The following is a 13,180-nucleotide window of genomic DNA, read 5'->3' on the forward strand; positions in this document are numbered from 1 at the left end:
CCACCGTAAAAGGCTTAAAATCAAATATTGCTTTTGACAATGCTTTTCTAATATCGCTATAATGGCATGTATAAAACGCGAATTGAGAGGAAAAGGATATGACGTCAGAAGAGATAAAGCAATCTTTAAAATTATATATAGTATTATCACGTGCACATAAAGCGATTAATGAGACGACCCATCAATTTTTTCAAGAGAATGGATTAAACCCTACTGAATTTGCTGTATTAGAGCTTCTTTATCATAAAGGAAGACAGCCATTACAGCAAATTGGCAATAAAATTTTGCTAGCTAGTGGGTCTATTACGTATGTCATTGACAAACTTGAAAAAAGAGGGTATTTATTGCGTGTCTCATGTCCATCAGATCGCCGTGTTACCTATGCAGAAATTACGGACAAAGGTGAAGCATTTATGGGAGAACTATTTCCAAAACATGAACAGCATTTACATGAATTGATGAGTGTATTATCTGTTGAAGAAAAAGGCCAAGCGATCACTTTATTAAAAAAATTAGGCCTGTCTATTAAAGACTTATCTTATTAAAAAGAGTTGTCTCAATGAGTTTGAGGCAACTTTTTTTATGGAACGCAACGTGTTATTGTGGAAGAAGTTAAAGTACTCCAACAACCCCCTCTTAAATCCTTAACGTCAAAGATAAGGAAGGAGCGAGCGCAATCGAAGGCTAAGTATCCTGACCTGTGTTAAAGCCCCCATGATCGCTCCTAGCCGCCCATCGGACATCACCTAGCCGGAACGAAAATCAGCCTCACATTATGCTATAAACCCTATTTAAAATAAAGGAACTGTTAAAGTAGAAAATTGATATTTGGAACCTGTTCAGCTTCTTGAAACCTTAACACCGTCAACATAAAAAAGACTATAGAGCAAACAAGTTTGTCTACAGTCTTATTTGAATAATTATTTTTTAGAAATAGTTGCTGCCATTTTAAGCATAGCATCTGTTAAATCTAATTCGTCGTTATCGTGAATTGTTAGTTTTGTAATTAAACCGTCTTTTTCAAAAACAACGCCGATTACTTTTTCTTTCTCTGCTTCAAAATGTACAACATAACCCTCAATGTTTTTAACATCTTTAAATGCAGCTAAATCTTCAGAAGATAAAGATGATGGTTCACCAACAGCATTCATATAATCTTGCATAGATGTTTTTGCATCTTCGTAGCTTGTTTGTGATGCATCAATAGATTCGATACGCATAAATACTTCAGCATTGTCATTAGAAACTAACATGTCTTTACCTGGTTCTTCTTGTGTAAGTGTAAATCCAGGTAGTTGGTGCACTTTATAGTCTTGATCAACACTTTTAGATTCCGTTGCTTTTTCAGTCTTGTCTACACCTTTTTGTACATATTTAACTTCTTGTTCTTTTTTAGTTGTATTGTCTTTATTATCTGTATTGTCTTTATTTGTTTCATTTGATGTAGGCGTTTCTTGCGATTCATCTACAGTTGTATCCTTAGATGATGGTTGTTGCTGTTCAGTCGGTGTATTTGATGGCTCATTTTTTTGAGCATCAGAATCCTTTGTTTCGGAAGTATTACATCCTACGACTAAAACAGCTGTTAGTAATAATGCAGGTACAGAAAATAATTTTTTTTGCATGAAAAGCCCTCCCTTTCTTAATTAAACGCTGGTAAAGATAAAATGTTTCCAAATTTTAATGTTATCATGTTAAAGGTAACACTAAAAATAATAGTAGTACAAAAACTACATGGGTTACAATAACAAGTGGCATACTTTTACGCCATTCATATAACAAGCCCCAAATAAGGCCGGTTACAAATGCGGCGATCATACCAAGCATAAAACCGCTTAATGCAATAGAGATGGCGCATAAAATCGCAGTTACAATAACAGCAAAAATAGGACGCATAAAGCGTTTCAGCTGTTGTTGAACATAGCCACGCCAAAAAATCTCTTCACCGATTGCAACAATGAATACGAGTAAAATATAGTGCCAAATATTTTGTGGTCCATAGTTTGCTAAAAATTTTTGTACTGACTGTACTAATGAATCATTAATGTATGGTGCAAGCCAATAGCCAAAGCGTATAATACCGTATGTTATTGTACCGTACCCAATACCGAAAAGTAAAAATTTCCAGGTAGGTAATTGATCTTCAATTTTACCAGCCAAAATGGCAATGGCAATACATACAAGTAAAGTAAAAGCATATAGGTACCAAAATACAGCTTGGTTAGCAAAGGTATATGCAAGCATGCCATAAACGAATAATAAAGAAAGGAGCAATATTATTGTTTGTTTCGAATTTGTAAGCATTATTCGACCTCCATGCTTTTAATATTATCAAAAAAAAAGCCCCTTATCATCTATAAAGACAAATAGGGACTATTCAGACTATTAAGCCTCGTTTGTATATAAAATTTTGTAACGTTTATGGTTGACGACCGTTTTTTCTTCAATTTCAAGGGAATCGAAATTTTCCATGTATGTTAAATCAACGATCACCGAATTTTCATTTACTTTTTCTACTATACCCTGTAAGCCATCTTTAAACTCGATAATATTTCCAACTTCAGCTATTTTCACAGACAGTCAGCTCCTTCATCGACTAATAATATACAGTTTGCATGAAAAAATGGAAAACGTAAAGCCCTTTTTAAATAATTCATAATTTATTAAACAAAATACTAAGAAGTGAGGAAAAGAAAAATGGAAAAATACGAAAATATGCTTAAACAATTACAAAACGGGGAATTAAAAAGTATAGAGATAGAAAAGGAACAATTTTATGAGTTTCGAGAAGTACTTGTAAAACATCCTTTATTTAAACATTTTAGGGGTGAGGCCAAACAAAATGGACGAGTAATCTATACTTATCAAGAAGTTGCAAGAAGCTAATTTGTCGAACATTGTCGTAAGTTAATGCTGTAAGAAATGAAATATAAATGTATAATAATGGTATGATTATTTGTGTGTGGAGGGTTGTATGAATGGTCAATCTACTCTTGAAACAAATGGAGCAAACTCGTGAAATGATGATTCGCTCAGGTGTAGAGAACGGATTACAAAATGCAAAAACCATTCAACTGAGTCGCAGATTAGATCAGTTAATGAATACTTATTATAGACAGACAGCATTTGAAGAAGAAGAAGATCAAGAAGATTGAAAGAATGTTCCTTCAGAGTATAAACTTTTTAAATAATATGTTTAAAAAGCATTAGTTGGGGAATACTTATTTTGAACACAGCAACATTCTCATTTCCCCCTTTAGAGCAGTGATACCCCATCACTTGCTCTCTTTTTTATTTTGATTTAACTTCTTTCAGCGAGTGTCCAGCACATAAGGTATATAGTACAACTTAATAAAAGGAGTTTGAATTATCGCACTTATTCAACTACACTGAAAGATAAAAATAAGTGCTAATGATTGGTTATGTAGAATCGATAGCCTGGATAAACAAAGGAGTATGTACATATGGGAAAAGAGAGTATTGCATTTATCGGCAGTGGTGTTATGGGGGCAAGTATTATCAAGCATTTATTAAAAAATGGTCATGAGGTGACAGTTTACACACGTACAAAGGAGAAAGCGGAGCCGCTTTTGGCGCTAGGTGCAGCTTGGGCAAGTACACCGGCAGAAGCATTTAAAAATAAGGATATTGCCTTTACAATGGTTGGATACCCAGCAGATGTAGAGGAAGTTTATTTTGGAGATAACGGTTTATTGCAAACAGCTGAATCCGGCAATATCGTTATTGATATGACCACTTCAGAGCCAACATTGGCAAAGAAAATTTTTGAGCATGCCCAAAAGCTTGGGGTAGAAGCACTAGATGCGCCTGTTTCTGGAGGAGATATTGGTGCTCAAAATGGGACATTATCAATTATGGTTGGTGGTAGCCAAGATACATTTAATAAAGTTTTATCAGTCATGAAACATTTTGGTGAAAATATTGTTTATCAAGGTGAAGCTGGTGCAGGACAGCATGCTAAAATGTGTAATCAGATCGTTATTGCTTCTGGAATGATTGGTGTGTGTGAGTCACTTGCTTACGGTTTAAAGGCTGGACTTGATTTACCAACAGTATTGCAATCTATTTCGTCGGGTGCAGCAGGCTCCTGGTCGTTAAGTAATTTAGCACCCCGTATGATCAAAGAAGATTACGCACCAGGTTTTTATATCAAGCATTTTGTAAAGGATATGAAAATTGCTTTAGACGAATCTAAAAAAATGGGGATTACATTACCAGGTCTAGCACTTGCTTATGATATGTATGACAAGCTAGTGGAAGCAGGCTATGGTGAAAACGGTACACAGGCTCTTTTAAAAGCTTATCAATAAAATACTGACTATAGAGAGCGAAGAATTCTGATTTTAGAAAACCCGAAGTATCATCTTATGAAAGGATGGGTACTTCGGGTTTTTGTCTTTGATAAAGAAGCTGCAGCTCACTAACACACAGAAAATAGCAAACTACGAAACATTACTCTTTATGAAAAAGTTTTGCGTCTAAAGAAAAACTAGATGCTCCTGCAAGTGCAAAGTATAAAGCAATTGCAGCTAAAGCTAAATCAAATTCATATCCAGCTAAGCCGTTTTCGCCGATAAAGCCAATACTAAGCTTCGCCGTGAAAATGGCAACAATCATAGTCACTGTCAATAAAGCGCCAAAAAGTCTTGTGCCTAAACCTAGAATAATTGCAACACCACCGACTAGTTCTATAATGGCAACAATATAAGCCATAAAGCCTGGAATACCTATGGCATCAAAATAATCAGCTGTGAAGCCGATACCACCTTGAAATTTTTGGAATCCGTGGGCGGCAAAAATAAAGCCAAGCACCACACGTAAAATAGTTGAACCGATATTTTGCATAGTTTAATAAACTCCTTTTTTTTTTTTTTTTGTGCTTACATTTCGTAACTTAGTTTATTTTTAAAAACAACTTTTGTCAAGTAACTTAATTTTATTTTTAAAAATGATTTTCGGAAAAATGATATACTGTTATATAAGAACGAAGTACTTAGGAGGCAGGGAAATTGGATCAAAAAAAAATTTGCCCACGATTTGAGAAAGCGCTAAAAATATTAAATCATAGCTGGAACACTCTGCTTATTTATCAGTTATTAGAAGGTCCTCAACGATACTCAACAATTAAAAAACAAATGGGTATTAGCAGTCGCGTGTTAACGGAGAGATTAAAAGAATTAGAGATAGAGAACATTGTGAAACGCACTGTTATTCCATCGACACCAGTAGTGATTGAATACGAGCTAACAGAAAAAGGACATGCACTTGCGCCGGTCCTAAAAGCAATTGAAAAATGGTCTTCTATGTGGGTGAATATAGAAGAATAGTAAAAAGGATATCCAAGCGAGGGGGCTTGGATATCTTTTTTAGGCTGTCTTCGTTGTTCTTCAACTAATCTTTAAGAAGGAAAAATTAACAAAGTGTTGAATTTATATACAGTTAAGTTTTTAGTTGTGTAAGGAGGGGAAACAATGCTTACACAAATAATTCAAAATTGGAATCAGTATTGTAAAGATGAAAATTTTGTTGGCATAGGTTCTACAAGAAAAGTATATAGAGTTTTGGATTATGTAATAAAAGTGCATTTACATCCAATCGGTTATAAACAATCAAAAAATGAATTAGAAATTTACACTTCAATGGCTGATAAAGGTCTTGCCCCCTTACTCGCTCAGACATACTATGTTGATGAATTCATATCTGTACAAAAATATTACAAACCTTTAGAACTAAAGAATAATCAATCGTATGAGGTAAAGGTTGAAGAACACCGATGCTTGATCCCTAATTTATTTGATGAGGTTTTAGAAATATTAGATAAAAACTTCGACTGCTTTGATTTAAAAGACAGTAGTAATTACGGTTTAAACAATGATGGTAAACTTGTTTTTACCGATTATGGTATGACAAAGAGTTTATATGAAAAAGAGTGGGTTCCATTAGCCGAAGAAGGCATACTTCCGCAAATACATTTTGACTTTTGCAGCGTTTGTGGATTAGAAAAGGAACTCCGTATGTACGGAGACAAGGACAAAGACAAACGTTGTTATGATTGTGGTAAGGAATAAAGAGAATCAGTATGTCGGAAAGTTTTAGAAATATTATACATAAACTCCCATGAAGGAACTTAATCATCTTTCATTTTCTGTGGTGAAGTGCTGATTTTTGCGCTCCATGGATGGCTAACGGGGTGGTTTAGTTAAAGAAGGATTTACCAAAGACCAAGTTAATCTACAAAATGTGTAGAATTAACTTGGTCTTTATGTATTAATAGCTACAATCTATATTGAAAACAGCTTTTTTATTATGAATATGTAATCTTTTGTATTCCGCAGATAAGGCTAAGATTCGTTTATTTTAGAGTGTTAGTCAAGTGAAAATAATTGTATATTGTAAATAGTGTTAATTTTCTTTAAATAAGAGGTATTTTTTATTACATGAGGGAATTTATTTAACTTCTTTCAGCAGAAGTCCCCCACCTCTATGGGTGGTGAGATGAATGCAGTTTTAAGTTACTTTTCATTGGGTGTCCAAACATCCGCTGAAAGAAGTTAAAGCCCCCGGCGGATGTCACGGAATCGGAAAGGAGTTCAATTTAGGATGTTAGCCTAAAATCATCGCATCCATGCGATAACGGCTAACTGACCTGCATCACGCAGGCCTAAGCACAAAGCCGATTCCGGACGCAATTATGCCGAGGCATAATTGATCATATAATAGAGAATGGAAAGGAGGGTTTTATGAAGCGGAATTCAGTAATAGACGCACAGCATCGGAGTCAGTTAGCTCTTTATTTATCACTGCCAATTTTATCGTGGGCATTTTATGATTTTGCGAATACAATATTTTCTTCAAATATTAATACTATATTTTTCCCGTTTTATATGGATGAAGTTTTAGGGACGAATGAGGTAATGCAGCAGGTGGCAAGCACGTTTATTTCTTATGCGAATGCCATTGCAAGCTTTTTCCTCGTCGTTTTTTCGCCACTTTTTGGTGTATGGATTGATAATACAGGCTATAAAAAGAGATTTATAGTGTGGTTTGCATCTATCTCTATCTTTTTCACCTTTATGATGGGTGTTTTTGCAAATCTACAGACGTCAGCGAATTATTCAGGTGTGCCGCTTAGTTTATTTTTAGTTGTAGTCAGCTTTATCATCGCAAAATTTTTCTTTAATTCAAGTCTAGTGTTCTATGATTCAATGATGGGTGATTTAGGAACAAAAGAAGAAATGCCCCTTATTTCTGGCTATGGGGTAGCGATTGGATATCTTGGTACAATTCTTGGACTACTTGTTTATTTGTATGTAGGAAATAGTGGATTCCATCGGGCATTTATTCCAACTGCAATTTTATATTTGTTATTTTCTTTGCCATTATTTTTTATTAATAAAGATACACCGATTCCAAGGTCTCAGCGCAAGCCTATTAAATTTCTAGATGGCTATAAGGAAATTGTTCAGACTTTTAAAGACATGAAGCAATATAAAACTATTTTCACCTTTATGATTGCTTATTTCTTTTTAAATGATGCCATTGCAACAACCATTGCAATGATGGCTGTATATGCAACAACGATTGTCGGCTTTACGTCGGGTCAATTTATCGTGCTTTATTTAGTGTCTACGGTTTCAACTATTATTGGCTCTTTTGCATTTGGTTATATTACAAAAGCAATTGGAGCCAAACGTGCGATTACCGTGGTGGCGCTATTAATGATTGTTGCTTTAACATTTGCTGTCTTTGCGACAGAGCAATGGATGTTCTGGCTTGCAGGTAGTATGTTTGGCGTATCACTAGGATCCATGTGGGTAACATCTAGAACATATATTATTGAATTGTCTCCAGAAGAAAAACGGGGTCAGTTTTTTGGCTTATTTGCATTCTCAGGTAAAGTATCCTCCATTATTGGGCCGGCAGTCTACGGAACGGTCACATTATGGATGAAAGATTACGGAACGCTAGCAAGCCGTGTTGCATTATCGACATTAATTGTGATGACGATAATTGGCCTATTGATACATTTAAAAATTAATGGCTCAAAAGTTGGAGATGACATTTGAAAAAACGTATGCACGCCCAGGTAAGCGCCCTATCGGAATGGAAATCAACCCAATGTTATGATGACAACCCAAGTTCATGATAAAATTGGTAAAAGCAAGTAGGAGAAATGTATTGCCTATGATACAATTGAATTATAAATAGAATTAAATTGAAGTTGAGGAGAAAGGAGCGGGGTTGCTTTGGAACATAAAGGTATATTGTTAGAAAGTGGCACAAATGAGCTAGAGATTGTTGAATTTGAAGTAGCGAACAATAAATTTGGTATTAACGTTATTAAAGTAAAGGAAATTATTCAACCGATTCCAGTAACATTTATTCCACACGCGCACCCGCATGTAGAAGGGATCATTCAATTACGAGGTGAGGTTTTACCAGTAGTTGATATGCTCCGAGTATTAGGTATTCAAAATGCAGAGCGTAGTCCTCAGCAAAAATATATTGTAGCTGAGTTTAATAAACAGCGCGTAGTATTCCATGTAGATAATGTAACGCAGATCCACCGTATTTCATGGAATCAAATCGAGAAACCTTCTGATATGTATCAAGGAGGAACATCACAAGTAATTGGTGTTATTAAGCAAAATGAACAGATGATTTTATTACTTGATTTCGAAAGAATTATGGTGGATATAAATCCGGATTCTGGTATTAGTGTAGAATCCGTTAAAAAGCTCGGTAAACGTGAACGCTCTGAAAAACGAATTTTAATTGCTGAAGATTCGCCATTACTACGTAAGCTCTTATTCGATACTATGAATGAGGCGGGTTATGCGAATGTTGAATTCTTTGAAAACGGCCGTGATGCTTATGAATACCTCGAATCTATCGTCAAAGGTGGTAACGAAGTAGCCGAGCATATTCAATTAGTTGTGACAGACATTGAAATGCCACAAATGGATGGGCATCATTTAACACGTAAAATAAAAGAGCATCCAGACCTCCAAAAGCTTCCTGTTATTATTTTCTCAAGCTTAATTACAGATGATCTTCGTCATAAAGGTGACCAAGTAGGTGCAGAGGATCAAATTAGTAAGCCTGAAATTGCGGAGCTTATTTTACGAATAGATCAACTTATCTTATAAAATTAAGTTTTATCAGGGTTTAACAATAGAGATAAAGGTACTTCACAATATTAATAATGGGTATCCTGAAAGTATATTAATAATTTTAAGAGAGTCGGATGCCTTTTAGGCTCCGGCTCTTTTGTATAGATAAATGAGGCTAGGAACAAAATAATAAGGACTGATTTGTCGGGGGGATCTATACAACTTTGACGTGAGTATCCTGACACGGGCAAGCTAAGAGCCCGCAGGTTTGTATCTACAAACCGAGGAGGCTAAACGATCAGTAAATAGTATGAATGTATGCGTTAAGGAAGTGATCATTTGAATGAATTAAAAACTGCTATCATCGATATTGGCTCCAACACTGTTCGATTAGTATTGTATCAATACGATAAAGAAGAGGGACTTCGTGAGATTGGAAATATTAAAACGGTTGCACGTTTACGTACATATTTACAGCCCTCTGGTGAAATGTCTGAAGAAGGTATACAAGTATTAACAGAAACATTATTGACTTTTAAAGAAATGCTCGATGATTTTGAAGTGACTGATGTTAAAGCTGCTGCAACAGCTGCAATCCGTCAGGCAACAAATAGAGCAAAAATTATTACCTTAATGAAAGAACAGACAGGCATTCAAATAGAGCTTTTATCAGAAGAAGAAGAGGCATATTATGGCTTTGTTGCTGTAGCGCATTCAATAGGCACGAAGTCCGCTGTAACTATCGATATTGGTGGTGGTAGTACAGAAATAACGCTTTTTGAAAATAAAGAACTACAGAAATCTTATAGTTTCCCTTTTGGAACAGTTTCTTTAAAGCAACGTTTTGTAAAGGGCGAGATTATGAATGGTAGTGAAAAAAAGGAACTCATTGCATTTGTTAAAGAACAGTTCAAATCACTTCCGTGGATTCAGGATATTGGTTTACCGATTATCGCCATTGGTGGTAGTGCTCGAAATATTGCCCAAATTCATCAGCAAAAACATGCATATCCGATAGCAAGTGTACATGGCTACGAAATGACTAAGGAAAATTTAGTGGAGCTCAGTGTGTTTTTAGGTAGTTTAAGTTTTAATGAATTGAAACAGTTAGATGGGCTTTCGACAGATCGTGCAGACATCATCGCTCCTGCACTAGAGGTTTTCAATGTGTTAGTGGAGGTTGTTGGCAGTAAGTTGTTCCAAATAACAAAAAAGGGTTTGCGAGAAGGACTCATTATACAGCGTATTTTGCAAACAGATAAACGTGCGTTTGATAAGTACAATGTGTTTGAGGGAAACGCTAAAAGATTGGCTCGTCAGTATGGTCGAACTGAAATAGAAGTGGACTATTTGACGCGTTTAACGGATCAATTGTACAGTGAATGCTGTCGCGTCGGTTGTTTACAACATAATCCAAAAGATTTGCAATTATTGGCGAAAGCGGCGAAGGTTTTTAATATAGGGGAGTATATTGAGTTAAGTTCGGCGAGCCAGCATACCTTTTATTTAATTGCGAACCAATCTATCGATGGGCTAAACCATAAGGAGCGTGTGAAATTAGCACTGTTAGCCTCGTATAAAAATAAAGATTATTATCAGCTATTCGCAGCTCCTTTTACAGAATGGATAAGTCGTGAGGAGTATCGTAAAATACGAGACTTTGGCGCACTTTTAAAATTTGTCTATGCGTTAAATGTATCTAAAAGAAAGATTGTACGTACCATTAAGATGCAAACAAAAGAGGATTATGTTCAGCTTAACATCTATGTGAAACACAATGCGACCGCTGAAAAATATCAAGCAAATCGACATAAAAAGCATCTAGAACGCGCACTGAAAATACCTATAAAAATAAACTTTATTGAAGAAGGGTTGAGCAATTATGACAACTGAAGTTACGAATAATCAGTTAAGTGAAGGGAATTTAACAGAAGCACAAGGTCGTTTACTAGAGGAAATCGCTAAGCCACAATACTATAATAATCGTGAATTAAGCTGGTTAGCCTTCAACGAACGAGTATTAGAGGAAGCAGAGGATGTCAACAATCCTCTGCTAGAACGATTGAAATTTTTGGCGATATTTAGCTCGAATTTAGATGAATTTTTTATGGTGCGTGTTGCGGGTCTACAGGATCAGGTGCGTGCAGGTTTCCATAAGCCTGAAAATAAGTCAGGCTTAACACCAAAAGAACAATTAGCAAAAATTGCAGAGCGAACTCAGGCATTAGTGCGCCGACAAACTGAAGTTTATAGACATTTAATATATGATTTATTACCACAACATAATGTACATATTGCAGACATGAAAGACTTAAATAATACACAGAAAGCATTCGTCAATGAAATGTTTGCAGAAACTATCTTCCCTGTTTTAACACCTGTAGCTGTAGATGCGTATCGTCCCTTCCCAACTTTGCTTGGTAAAACTTTGAATTTACTTGTTTTATTAGAGCAAGATGAAGCCGACTTAGAAAATCGTGAAAAGGTAGCAATCGTACAAGTTCCATCTGTCTTAGATCGTTATATTAAAGTACCATCAGCAGATGGAGAGACAGTTATTGTCTTATTAGAAGACGTGATTGTAGCGCATATCGAAAAGCTCTTTTATGGTTACAGTGTCAAATCAGCACAGGCTTTCCGTTTGACACGTAATGCTGATTTAACGATTCATGAGGAAGGTGCACGAGATTTACTTGTAGAAATCGAAAAAGAGTTGAAAAAACGTAAATGGGGTGTAGGGAGTCGTCTAGAAGTTCGTGAGGGCGAGATGAGCGAGGAAGTTCTTACATACTTACTTGATGAATTTGAAATTGAAGAAACAGATGTTTTTCATATAGATGGACCACTAGATTTAACTTTTATGTTCTCGTTTGTAAAAGGCATATCTGTTGGTCGAGAACATTTAGAATATGAAAGCTTTATTCCACAGCCACCATTAGATTTGCAATCGGATGAAAATATTTTTGAAAAAGCTCTGCAACAAGATATATTTTTCCATCACCCATATGAGTCGTTTGTGCCAATTGTAGATTTTATCTCAGAAGCGGCGGTCAATCCAAATGTTTTAGCAATCAAACAAACGTTATATCGTGTAAGTGGTAATTCACCTATTATACAAGCGTTAAAGTTTGCAGCAGAAAATGGTAAGCAGGTAACAGTGTTAGTTGAATTGAAAGCACGTTTTGATGAAGAAAATAATGTGCTTTGGGCAAAGCAACTTGAGCAAGCTGGCTGCCTGGTCATTTACGGTATGAATAACTTAAAAACACACTCGAAAATAACGCTTGTTGTAAGTCGTCGAAATGGAAAGATTGAGCGTTTTGTACATCTTGGAACAGGAAATTATAATGATGCAACTGCAAAAATTTATACAGACATGGGTATAATAACGACAGATAAGGAATTTGGCATTGATGCTACTAACTTCTTTAACTATTTAAGCGGTTATACAGAAAAGCCAACTTTTAATCATTTAGTTGTGGCGCCATTTGATATTCGAGATGAGTTTATCCGATTAATGGATGAGGAAATTGCTTGTCATAAGAAGCATGGGAATGGTTTTATTCGAGCTAAAATGAATTCACTAACGGACAAAGACTTAATGATGAAGCTATATGAGGCGTCTATTGCAGGTGTGAAAGTAGAGCTGATCATTCGGGGTATTTGTTGCATTAGACCAGGTATCCCTGGAATTAGTGAAAACATAACAGTAACGAGTATTGTTGGTCGTTTCCTTGAGCATTCTCGTATTTATTGGTTCCATCATAATGGAGAAAATAAAGTCTACTTATCTTCTGCAGATATGATGACTCGTAATATGATTAAACGTGTGGAAATTTTATTCCCTGTATATGCAAGCGAAGCAAAAGCTCGTATTATTAACATCATGAATACACAACTTGAGGATACAGCAAAAGCTCGTATTCAAGACTCCAATGGAAAATATCATTACAAAGAGTTTGACCGTGGTGAAGACCCAATTAATAGTCAGGAAATTTTCCTAAAGGATGCACTAAAACCTACGCTAGACGAAGAATAAAGCAAAC

General features: G+C 35.6%; 14 protein-coding genes. 10 read left to right on the forward strand and 4 right to left on the reverse strand.

Annotated features, from left to right (window positions below):
* Positions 1 to 98: 98 nt before the first annotated feature.
* Entirely contained in the window at positions 99 to 545 is a 447-nt protein-coding gene (locus ABH966_RS06495) for a MarR family winged helix-turn-helix transcriptional regulator (RefSeq protein WP_370076880.1), read from the forward strand.
* A 375-nt stretch (positions 546 to 920) separates the two neighbouring features.
* Here ABH966_RS06495 and ABH966_RS06500 read toward each other — a convergent pair whose 3' ends face one another.
* From ABH966_RS06500 to ABH966_RS06510, 3 genes are all read right to left on the reverse strand, one after another.
* Positions 921 to 1,625, reverse strand: coding sequence for a hypothetical protein (locus ABH966_RS06500; protein WP_370076882.1), 705 nt, complete (start codon positions 1,623 to 1,625; stop codon positions 921 to 923).
* A 64-nt stretch (positions 1,626 to 1,689) separates the two neighbouring features.
* A complete protein-coding gene (locus tag ABH966_RS06505) occupies positions 1,690 to 2,304 on the reverse strand; it encodes a CPBP family intramembrane glutamic endopeptidase (RefSeq protein WP_370076884.1) in 615 nt (204 codons plus the stop codon).
* 81 nt (positions 2,305 to 2,385) lie between these two features.
* Positions 2,386 to 2,574, reverse strand: a complete 189-nt coding sequence (locus ABH966_RS06510) for a YkvS family protein (protein ID WP_053483503.1) — start codon at positions 2,572 to 2,574, stop codon at positions 2,386 to 2,388.
* Positions 2,575 to 2,697: 123 nt separating this feature from the next.
* Here ABH966_RS06510 and ABH966_RS06515 point away from each other — a divergent pair, with 123 nt between their 5' ends.
* The 3 genes from ABH966_RS06515 (at position 2,698) to ABH966_RS06525 (ending at position 4,331) form a co-directional block, all read left to right on the forward strand.
* On the forward strand, positions 2,698 to 2,886 hold the full coding sequence (locus ABH966_RS06515) for a hypothetical protein (RefSeq protein ID WP_100544207.1): 189 nt from the start codon (positions 2,698 to 2,700) through the stop codon (positions 2,884 to 2,886).
* A 92-nt stretch (positions 2,887 to 2,978) separates the two neighbouring features.
* Complete coding sequence (locus ABH966_RS06520) at positions 2,979 to 3,155, forward strand: aspartyl-phosphate phosphatase Spo0E family protein (protein ID WP_132357797.1); 177 nt, start codon at positions 2,979 to 2,981, stop codon at positions 3,153 to 3,155.
* A gap of 309 nt (positions 3,156 to 3,464) precedes the next feature.
* Positions 3,465 to 4,331, forward strand: coding sequence for an NAD(P)-dependent oxidoreductase (locus ABH966_RS06525; RefSeq protein WP_370076886.1), 867 nt, complete (start codon positions 3,465 to 3,467; stop codon positions 4,329 to 4,331).
* A gap of 142 nt (positions 4,332 to 4,473) precedes the next feature.
* On the opposite strand, the gene ABH966_RS06530 is transcribed toward ABH966_RS06525, so the two are convergent.
* The gene (locus ABH966_RS06530; protein ID WP_370076888.1) at positions 4,474 to 4,866 is read right to left on the reverse strand and encodes a DoxX family protein; all 393 of its coding nucleotides are present in this window, start codon (positions 4,864 to 4,866) and stop codon (positions 4,474 to 4,476) included.
* Between the two features lie 164 nt (positions 4,867 to 5,030).
* On the opposite strand from ABH966_RS06530, the gene ABH966_RS06535 reads away from it, so the two are divergent.
* The 6 genes from ABH966_RS06535 to ABH966_RS06560 all read left to right on the forward strand — a co-directional run bounded on the left by ABH966_RS06535 (position 5,031) and on the right by ABH966_RS06560 (position 13,173).
* Positions 5,031 to 5,348: a winged helix-turn-helix transcriptional regulator gene (locus tag ABH966_RS06535; RefSeq protein ID WP_370076890.1), complete on the forward strand. Its 318-nt coding sequence runs from the start codon at positions 5,031 to 5,033 to the stop codon at positions 5,346 to 5,348.
* A gap of 144 nt (positions 5,349 to 5,492) precedes the next feature.
* Positions 5,493 to 6,089, forward strand: a complete 597-nt coding sequence (locus ABH966_RS06540) for a protein kinase (RefSeq protein WP_370076892.1) — start codon at positions 5,493 to 5,495, stop codon at positions 6,087 to 6,089.
* Positions 6,090 to 6,761: 672 nt separating this feature from the next.
* A complete protein-coding gene (locus ABH966_RS06545) occupies positions 6,762 to 8,087 on the forward strand; it encodes an MFS transporter (RefSeq protein WP_370076894.1) in 1,326 nt (441 codons plus the stop codon).
* A 180-nt stretch (positions 8,088 to 8,267) separates the two neighbouring features.
* Positions 8,268 to 9,170, forward strand: coding sequence for a chemotaxis protein (locus ABH966_RS06550; RefSeq protein WP_370076896.1), 903 nt, complete (start codon positions 8,268 to 8,270; stop codon positions 9,168 to 9,170).
* A gap of 303 nt (positions 9,171 to 9,473) precedes the next feature.
* Positions 9,474 to 11,027, forward strand: coding sequence for a Ppx/GppA phosphatase family protein (locus ABH966_RS06555; RefSeq protein ID WP_370076898.1), 1,554 nt, complete (start codon positions 9,474 to 9,476; stop codon positions 11,025 to 11,027).
* Positions 11,017 to 13,173: an RNA degradosome polyphosphate kinase gene (locus ABH966_RS06560; RefSeq protein ID WP_370076900.1), complete on the forward strand. Its 2,157-nt coding sequence runs from the start codon at positions 11,017 to 11,019 to the stop codon at positions 13,171 to 13,173. The genes ABH966_RS06555 and ABH966_RS06560 overlap by 11 nt, the downstream gene beginning before the upstream one ends.
* Positions 13,174 to 13,180: the final 7 nt, after the last annotated feature.

It is taken from the genome of Lysinibacillus sp. RC46 (assembly GCF_041262385.1).
GTDB lineage: Bacteria > Bacillota > Bacilli > Bacillales_A > Planococcaceae > Lysinibacillus.

Coding starts and splice junctions, on each gene's coding strand:
- ABH966_RS06520 (WP_132357797.1), top strand. CDS start 2,979: ATGGTCAATCTACTCTTGAAACAAATGGAGCAAACTCGTGAAATGATG.
- ABH966_RS06515 (WP_100544207.1), top strand. CDS start 2,698: ATGGAAAAATACGAAAATATGCTTAAACAATTACAAAACGGGGAATTA.
- ABH966_RS06495 (WP_370076880.1), top strand. CDS start 99: ATGACGTCAGAAGAGATAAAGCAATCTTTAAAATTATATATAGTATTA.
- ABH966_RS06560 (WP_370076900.1), top strand. CDS start 11,017: ATGACAACTGAAGTTACGAATAATCAGTTAAGTGAAGGGAATTTAACA.
- ABH966_RS06530 (WP_370076888.1), bottom strand. CDS start 4,866: ATGCAAAATATCGGTTCAACTATTTTACGTGTGGTGCTTGGCTTTATT.
- ABH966_RS06525 (WP_370076886.1), top strand. CDS start 3,465: ATGGGAAAAGAGAGTATTGCATTTATCGGCAGTGGTGTTATGGGGGCA.
- ABH966_RS06545 (WP_370076894.1), top strand. CDS start 6,762: ATGAAGCGGAATTCAGTAATAGACGCACAGCATCGGAGTCAGTTAGCT.
- ABH966_RS06500 (WP_370076882.1), bottom strand. CDS start 1,625: ATGCAAAAAAAATTATTTTCTGTACCTGCATTATTACTAACAGCTGTT.
- ABH966_RS06540 (WP_370076892.1), top strand. CDS start 5,493: ATGCTTACACAAATAATTCAAAATTGGAATCAGTATTGTAAAGATGAA.
- ABH966_RS06505 (WP_370076884.1), bottom strand. CDS start 2,304: ATGCTTACAAATTCGAAACAAACAATAATATTGCTCCTTTCTTTATTA.